General features: G+C 28.9%; 8 protein-coding genes. All 8 read left to right on the top strand.

Annotated features, from left to right (window positions below; genetic code table 11):
• Nucleotides 1-86: 86 nt before the first annotated feature.
• Nucleotides 87-776, top strand: a complete 690-nt coding sequence (locus tag ABWP20_RS17790) for a hypothetical protein (protein WP_353097675.1) — start codon at nt 87-89, stop codon at nt 774-776.
• A 425-nt stretch (nt 777-1,201) separates the two neighbouring features.
• A complete protein-coding gene (locus ABWP20_RS17785) occupies nt 1,202-2,839 on the top strand; it encodes an SWIM zinc finger family protein (protein ID WP_353097674.1) in 1,638 nt (545 codons plus the stop codon).
• 142 nt (nt 2,840-2,981) lie between these two features.
• Nucleotides 2,982-3,251: a type II toxin-antitoxin system RelB/DinJ family antitoxin gene (locus ABWP20_RS17780; protein WP_353097676.1), complete on the top strand. Its 270-nt coding sequence runs from the start codon at nt 2,982-2,984 to the stop codon at nt 3,249-3,251.
• Nucleotides 3,248-3,460, top strand: coding sequence for a Txe/YoeB family addiction module toxin (locus tag ABWP20_RS17775; protein ID WP_353097672.1), 213 nt, complete (start codon nt 3,248-3,250; stop codon nt 3,458-3,460). Before ABWP20_RS17780 ends, ABWP20_RS17775 begins: the two co-directional genes overlap by 4 nt.
• Before the next feature lie 292 nt (nt 3,461-3,752).
• The gene (locus tag ABWP20_RS17770; protein WP_353097670.1) at nt 3,753-4,304 is read left to right on the top strand and encodes a flavodoxin family protein; all 552 of its coding nucleotides are present in this window, start codon (nt 3,753-3,755) and stop codon (nt 4,302-4,304) included.
• Between the two features lie 521 nt (nt 4,305-4,825).
• Nucleotides 4,826-5,497 carry a response regulator transcription factor gene (locus ABWP20_RS17765; protein WP_353097669.1) on the top strand — a complete coding sequence of 224 codons (672 nt, stop codon included), beginning with the start codon at nt 4,826-4,828 and terminating at the stop codon, nt 5,495-5,497.
• The gene (locus tag ABWP20_RS17760) at nt 5,494-7,227 is read left to right on the top strand and encodes a sensor histidine kinase (protein WP_353097667.1); all 1,734 of its coding nucleotides are present in this window, start codon (nt 5,494-5,496) and stop codon (nt 7,225-7,227) included. The genes ABWP20_RS17765 and ABWP20_RS17760 overlap by 4 nt, the downstream gene beginning before the upstream one ends.
• A 214-nt stretch (nt 7,228-7,441) precedes the next feature.
• A complete protein-coding gene (locus ABWP20_RS17755; protein WP_353097666.1) occupies nt 7,442-8,050 on the top strand; it encodes a GDSL-type esterase/lipase family protein in 609 nt (202 codons plus the stop codon).
• Nucleotides 8,051-8,174: the final 124 nt, after the last annotated feature.

The raw sequence follows: 8,174 nt of genomic DNA, 5'->3' as shown, positions 1-8,174 counted from the left end.
TAGAAATTAAGTTTAATTAACGATGTTTTTAACGCGTCGTAGACGCTATTTTTATGTCCCAAAATAGAAAGAGAGGATTGAGAACAATGTCAAAATTATTTATGTATGGTACATCCTTGGAAGGAATAGAGCAGCTGATGTTGATGGTTCCTATTTTTGAACCAAGGAGAAGCGGTATAGTCATTAACAACTATTTTAATTGTGGAGGAGGTGCAAAAGATTGCAACCACAATGTTATTAATGTTAGTAAAGGCTTGGACAAATGTGGATACATTGGTTCAGATTTTAAAGTGAATGTAGATAAGAAAAGATATAAAGATTTAGTAATGGAGTGCTTTGGAAAAATTAAAAATAATTCTCTAAGAAATAGGTTAAAAGAACTTAGTAAAAATTTTAAAGGGGAAGTATTTTTAAATCATAATCATAAAGAAAGATTGCATAATGTCCTTCAAAATAATGGGAGTGATACTAACGATATAAATCCAAGATATATTGCTATTCTATTTCTTCTAACTGCAGATGAAAGATTATGGAAAGCCTCCAAAAATTCAATAAGATTAAATGGATTTAATTTTGGAGGCATATGTCTGAGGGAAATAAATACTGAAGGCTATGCCCTATATCAAATCGCAAAGATCATATCAACTGGGAAGGAGTTTATAAAAATTAATGAACTTGCAGATAAAGATTTAATCGATGACATAACTTTTAAAACAATCATAAACTCTGCATTAATCAATAGATATGGTGCAGAGATATTTTTAATTACTAAATAGAATGGGGGATTAAAGTTTGAATATTATAATCAAAAAATCAAAAGATGATAATAAAAGAAGAACCCTGTGATTTCCAATAGAGGAAGTGGAATTACAAAAAGTATGTGAAGAAATGGGAATAGACACGAATATAGAACCAAATTGTTATATTAAAGTAGTAGGGATGAAAGATTTTTAAATATACTAGCTGATAAAAATGCTAGAATTACTCCCTATGGTGTCCTATATAAAAACTCAGATGAAATAGAGCAAGTATGTAATGGGAAACAGTTTCCAACCCCATTGCTGGAAAGAATCTATAGTTATAGTTGAATTAAAAGTAAAGAGTTTTTAAAAGGATAGCATTTCTGAGATAGTTATATTATTATGGAATATAGTAGTACTAGTGAAAAGGGAATATATTTTAGTATAAAGGAGCTAAGATAATGTGGAAGGATTTATTTCAAGATCATATATTGGGAAGAGGGATAGATTATTTTATTCGTAATCTTGTTGAAAATGTATATGTTAAAGACAATATAATAGAAGCTACTGTATATGGAACTGAAGAATATAAAATTGAAATTGTGAAACATAATGAAGAAATTAGAGATTTAAGTTGCAACTGTCCATATGCAGATGGTGGAAACAATTGTAAACATATGGCAGCGGTATTATTTTATTTAGAAGACAAAGAGAATACTTTAGCAGGACAAGATATAGGCAAAAGTATTGGTAAATTAGTAGAAGAAGCAGATACGATTATAATTAAAAATTTTTTAATTGATATGCTGAAAGATGATGAAAAATTATTAAATAGATTTAAAAGTAAATTACAGTGTGATATTTCACCAACAGATATGAAACGTTATAAAAATCAGGTAAATAATATTTTCAGGAGATATGCAGGATATCATGATTTTGTTGATTATAAAAATGCCAGGGGTTTCATATCAGAACTTGAAGAAATTCTAGATAATGATATACAAGCAATGCTAGATAACAATCAACTGAAAGAGGCCTTTGAACTTACTAACTATATATTTATTAAAGTTGGGAATCAAGATATGGATGATTCAGATGGTGGAACTGGAGAAATAGCCAACAATTGTCTAGATATATGGCAAGCAATACTATATAAATGTGATATTAAACTTAAAAGAGAAATCTTTAATTGGTTTATTGCTCATTTGGATGGTTCGGTTATAGACTATATGGAGGATTATATAGAACAGTTTATATTTGATAATTTTAAAGAAGAAGAATTTATAGAAAACAAACTTATATTTCTTGATAATGAAATAAACGAATATAAAAAAAATAAGGACTCATGGTTAAATAGCTTTAGACTTGGTGAATTAGCTTTGCGCCGTATAGAAATTCTAGAGACAAAGAATGTAAATCAAAAGAAAATTGAAGAATATTGTAAAGAAAACTTGGAGATTAATCAGGTTAGGAAATATTATATTGATATTTGTATTAATAAGAAAGACTACGATATGGCAATTGAGTTACTTAAGGAAGGTAAAGACAAAGAAAAAGATTGGCCAGGACTTTTACTCAATTATAGTTTGAAGTTAAAGGACTTATACAAACAAATTGGAAAACATAAGTTATATGAAGAAGAACTATGGTCATTAGTATTAAACTATAATCAAGGGAATCTGGAATTATATAAAGAGCTAAAATCAATATATACAGACAAAGAATGGTTGAAAAAGAGAGAAATAATATTTGGTAAATTATCTCCATATAGGGGAATTGATAAATTATATGGGCTAGAGGGATTATATGATAGATTAATTGAGTTAGTTGTAAATTCCCAGGGATTATATATGGTGATAGAGTATGAAGAAATTTTAAAAGATATTTATCCAAAAGAGCTTCTTAATAAATATGAAAATACAATAAAGGCTATGGCAACAAATACTTCTGGCAGGGCACACTATAGAGAGATAGTATCTATTTTAAGAAGAATGAAGAAGTATCCCAAGGGTAAAGAAAAGGTATCAGAAATTATAAGTGATTGGAGATTAAGATATAGAAATAGACCTGCAATGATGGATGAATTGAGTAAATTATAGTATATGAAGGTTTTTTGATTATTCTTTATACTTTAAATTGCATATGATTGTAATAAATGCATAAGATAAAAGAAGTAACATATACATTGTATTGACATGGTATATACAATGGAGTATAATATACTTGGAGGGAGTGATTAATATGGCTCAAATAAATATTCGTATTGATGATAATTTAAAAGAACAAGCAGAAATCCTATTTGAAGAATTAGGCTTAAATATGTCAACAGCCTTTAATGTATTCATCCGTCAAAGTATTCGACAAGGTGGCATTCCATTTGAGATTACAACACAAGTAGACCCATTTTTTAGTGAATCTAACGTGAAAATACTTCAAGAATCCATTAAGGAAGCTAATGATGGTAAATTTATTTCTAAGTCATTTGAACAGTTAAAGGAAATGGAGCAATGAAGATAAATTTTACAGAAATAGCATGGAAAGATTATGTCTATTGGCAAGGACAAGATAAAAAGAGAATAAAAAGAATAAACCAGCTTATTCAAGATATTGATCGTAACTATAATGAAGGAATAGGTAAACCAGAAGCACTAAAGGGCAATCTATCTGGATGGTGGTCAAGAAGAATTGATGATAAAAATCGTCTCGTTTATCGAATATAAAATAATATAATTGAAATAGCTCAATGTAGAGGACATTATGGTGACAAGTAAAAATGAGCTGTAATTAGTAAAACCTTCAAGAATATCTAAACTTGAGGGTTTTGCTACTTCCGATTTTTAGTTTTAAATGCGATATTAGGCCTTATTTTTAGAAGTATATTCTTCCACCAAGGGGATACCAGATACTTATGAAATCTTTATTGTCAACTCAAGGCACATGGAGACGGTAGTATTGATGTCAAAAAAAGGATAGCTAAAAACAAAATTAATAATGTGAAAGAGGGTTTGAAAAATGAAAGCATTGTTACTTAACGCAAGTCCTAAAAATTACGGTGCTACACAGGAGATATTGAGTATTGTTATGAATCATCTTCCCCAAGGCGTATCTACGGAATTACTGTGCCTCGGTGATATAAATATTAAGTATTGTCTAGGAGATATGACATGTTATGATACATGCAAATGTATCCAACATGATGATATGGAATCACTTATAGAAAAAATAGATAATGCAGATATATTAATAATAGCAGCACCATCATATTGGGCTGATATACCGGGTCAATTTAAAGTGTTTATTGATAGATGCACTGTATACAGTGATACAAATCCAAATCCCGCGCACAGAGTTCTAAGGTCAGGCAAAAAATGTTATGGAATTGCACTTAGAACAGGAACACGGACAGTCGAATGCGAGCATATTATTGAGACAATTGCTCATTGGTGTGGACACATGAAAATAGATATGATAGACAGTGTTTATTTTTGTGAAATAAAAGATAAGACAGATATAATAAAAATTACCGATTCTATATGTTTAAAAACAAAAGAGTGGTTCTGTTGATTTTGAGTCATTGAGCAAATAATTAATTTGTGTATCTATTCTGTCCTCTCGCTTCATGTGGAAGCTGTGATAATGATGACGTATAGTGGTCAAAGGGAGAAAAAATAGAGTTTTACCACAAGATGTTGTGGGTTGAGGATGAATTTGAAGTGGAAAATGGGCGAAAATATAGATAGCATAATGGATTTTATTATGTGATTTTGGATTTATATAATGATAAATTCGAATTTATAGAGGAGAAGTATGCTGAATTTTGAAGATTATTCAAGTATTAGGGTGATACATGCTATTAAAGATAATAAAACATAGGAATATCAATAGTTTAAGCTATTGAATGTCTAGCTGACATTCGGTGGCTTTTGTTTATTATTCAATAATAAGAGAATATATTCGGCAATTATAATAAATAGATAATATTACAAAGATAGGTATAAATAATGTAACAGAAAACAAAGAAGACATTATAGTAATATTCTAGTTATGATATAATTTTACTATTAGAGCATGGATGGAGGTATATGGTGAATAAAATATTAGTTGTTGAAGATGAAAATATTTTACGTGAAGTGATAGTGGATTATTTAATAGATGATGGATACCAGGTATTAGAAGCCGCAGATGGAGAGAAAGCGTTAGAGTTGTTTCAATCAGATTCAATTGATTTAGTTATACTAGATATTGGTCTACCTAAGATTGATGGATGGTCAGTATGTCGTAGAATACGGAAAAATTCCAATATCCCTATAATTATTTTGACTGCACGCTCAGATGAGGATGATTCTATTTTGGGATATGAGCTGGGAGCAGATGATTATCTGATTAAACCTTATAATCCTCGGGTTCTAATGGCAAAGGTGAAAAGATTTCTTGAAAAATACTCAGGTATGGTAGATGAAATGTTAATAGCTGGTGGTATTGAAATAAATATAAGGTCAAGAATTGTTTCTGTAGATGGCACTACAATTAATCTAACCCATACAGAATTTGAAATGCTGGTTTATTTAATTAAAAATAAAGGAATTGTAATTACTAGAGAACAATTAATTTCAAAAATATGGGGATATGATTTTTATGGAGATGAAAAAACAGTTAACAGCCATATCAGAAACCTGCGTGCTAAGCTGGACAATAAAGGCAACTGTATTGTTACAGTTATCCGTTCAGGATATAAATTTGAAGAGGAACAGCTGTGAAAAAAAGTATTGTTTTTAAATGGTTTATTCTGACAGTTCTATTATTCTCTACAATGTTTTTACTTATTGGAATCACACAAAATTACTTTTTTGAGAAATATTATATTAATAAGAAATCAGATAACTTAAAAATGTATATGAATGAATACTCAGATATGGCAGTGAAAAAAGGAGTAGAAACAGCATCAGAAGAATTATATAAAAAAAATAATATTTGGATAACCAAATTAGATGAATATGGACAAATTTCTAATGTTGAAAGCTATTATATTGAAGTTGAATTAAGAGATGAGTCTAAAAAAGTTTTAAAAATACCAATGTATTCTTTTGAAGGAGAGTATTCATCAGATATATTTTCCCTATTAGAAGTAGGGGATTATGTAGTTATTGATGCTATTGATTTAGGTAATGAAGGAATACCTTATCAAATACAGACAAATAGTATAGGAATTATAAATCTAAATATTACAAATAGACTTCATGGTCCGAATGCTGATAAAAATTATGACAGTGTGATGACAAAAGTGTATAGAGGAGAAATAGTGAATACTACATTTTTGAAAGATAAATTAGAGATTAAATTTCCATATTCTGAAAAGTATTTTATGGATCAAGTAAAAGAATTCCAAGTTGGATTATTTTCAAATAATGGTAGAGTTATTCAAGATATAGAAGAGTTTGATATAATAAAAGATTCTGTTGAATATAAGATTATTATCAAACCTATTGTAGAAAATGGAAATATTAAATATATTTTTGCAATGACTTCACTCCAACCTGTAGGGGAAGCGGTAACTATTATGAGTCAATTCTATCCTTATTACTTTATATTTGCTTTTTTATGTATAGCATTATTAGCATTTGCTTTTTCTAAATGGCTTGCAAAACCATTAATATCTATTAATGAAATAACGGCTAAAATAGCAAAAAGAGATTTTACAGAAAAGTTACCAGTGAATTCTAATGATGAAATAGGACAATTATCACAAAATATTAATTATCTATCAAATCAGATGGAAACATATATAGGTCAACTAAAAGATGATTTAGATAAAGAGAAAAAATTAGAAATCATACGTAAGGAATTTATTTCAGGTGTATCTCATGAATTGAAGACACCTCTTGCTGTTATAAAAAGTTGTATATCTATATTAAGAGATGGAATTGCAGTTGAAAAAAGAGAACATTATTTTCAGGCAATGGAAGATGAAATACATCAGATGGATTTATTGATTGTAAATATGTTGGACTTGGCTAAGTTTGAATCTGGTACCTATAAACCTGAAATGGTTCCTTTTGAAATAGATAAAGTGATTACTAAAGTATGTAAGTCGCTTAATGAGACAATAAAGGAAAAATATCTATCCCTTGCATTAAACATTTCTTCTCAAGTAGTAATAGGGCATAAAGATCTAATCAGTCGTGTTATTAGTAATTTTCTAAGTAATGCAATTCAGTATACTGAGAATGGACATAAAATTGTAATTGATGTAAAAAGTAATGAACAAACAGTAGAAATTAGTGTAGAGAATGAAGGAAATCCAATATCAGAAGAAGATGTTAAAAAAATATGGAATCAATTTTATCGTGCAGAGGAACGAACATATGGAGAAGGTACAGGTCTTGGACTTTCCATATCAAAGGAAATACTTGAGCTTCATCATTCAATTTATGGTGTAGAAAACACGAAAGATGGTGTTAGATTTTTCTTCACACTACTACATCTATAAAATAGTAGTTATATGTTCCTAAAAAAGATATATAATGATTGAATTACGGTTATTTAAATAGTTTAATATTTTTTTGATAAAAGTTATGAAGAGCTCTTCATAACTTTTATTTTTTGAAATAAAAAATTAACATCTAAACTTTATTTCATCTGCACCTAATCTGCACTTTCTTACTGTAACATATACATATCAAATAAAGAAAAGAGGTATTTATATGAAAAGATTAATGATTAGTTTTCTGATAGGTATTATGGTATTTAGTGTAACTGCCTGCGGAAATAAAACTTCAGAAAAGGATGTTAAAAGTGACTTTGAAAACAGTGTATTTATTGGAGATTCTATTACAGAAGGTTTTTCGTTTAATGAAATATTGCCAAAAGAATCTGTGATGGCTGGTGCAGGAGCTACAGCAGGTTATATTTATGAGGAGTATATGGACGATTTAGCTGGAAAGAAACCAGATAATATATTTATCATGTTAGGATCAGATGATATGCTTATGCCTGTAGATGATCCGAAAGAATTATTTATAACTGATTTAACAAAACTAATTAATAAGATAAAAGAGGATTTACCAGATAGTAAAATTTATATTCAATCTATCACACCTGTAACACAAGAGGCATTAGCACAAGAACCTCGTTATGAAGGAATAGAGGAATACAATGAGACTTTAAAAGAGTTGGTAACTAATTTAGCAGTAAATTATGTGGAGATAGGAGAGTTAGTAAAAGAAAATCCTGGTCTATATGCAGAAGATGGCATTCATTTCAAGAAAGAATTTTATCAACTTTGGTTGGAGAGTATTTCTAAATTAATGTAAAGGAGAAGAATATATGGTTTTTAGTAGTTTGTTTTTCATATTTTCTTTTTTACCAATAACAATAATTATACCTGAATTATTCATGGTGATATAAAAATGAAATTTCTATCACCAAAACCTAACT

It is taken from the genome of Tissierella praeacuta (genome assembly GCF_040396155.1).
Classification (GTDB): Bacteria; Bacillota; Clostridia; order Tissierellales; family Tissierellaceae; genus Tissierella; species Tissierella praeacuta_A.
Note: the sequence above shows the minus strand (reverse complement) of the source record. Positions and strands in the feature narration are given on the sequence as shown.

Coding starts and splice junctions, on each gene's coding strand:
- ABWP20_RS17780 (WP_353097676.1), top strand. CDS start 2,982: ATGGCTCAAATAAATATTCGTATTGATGATAATTTAAAAGAACAAGCA.
- ABWP20_RS17755 (WP_353097666.1), top strand. CDS start 7,442: ATGAAAAGATTAATGATTAGTTTTCTGATAGGTATTATGGTATTTAGT.
- ABWP20_RS17785 (WP_353097674.1), top strand. CDS start 1,202: ATGTGGAAGGATTTATTTCAAGATCATATATTGGGAAGAGGGATAGAT.
- ABWP20_RS17775 (WP_353097672.1), top strand. CDS start 3,248: ATGAAGATAAATTTTACAGAAATAGCATGGAAAGATTATGTCTATTGG.
- ABWP20_RS17770 (WP_353097670.1), top strand. CDS start 3,753: ATGAAAGCATTGTTACTTAACGCAAGTCCTAAAAATTACGGTGCTACA.
- ABWP20_RS17790 (WP_353097675.1), top strand. CDS start 87: ATGTCAAAATTATTTATGTATGGTACATCCTTGGAAGGAATAGAGCAG.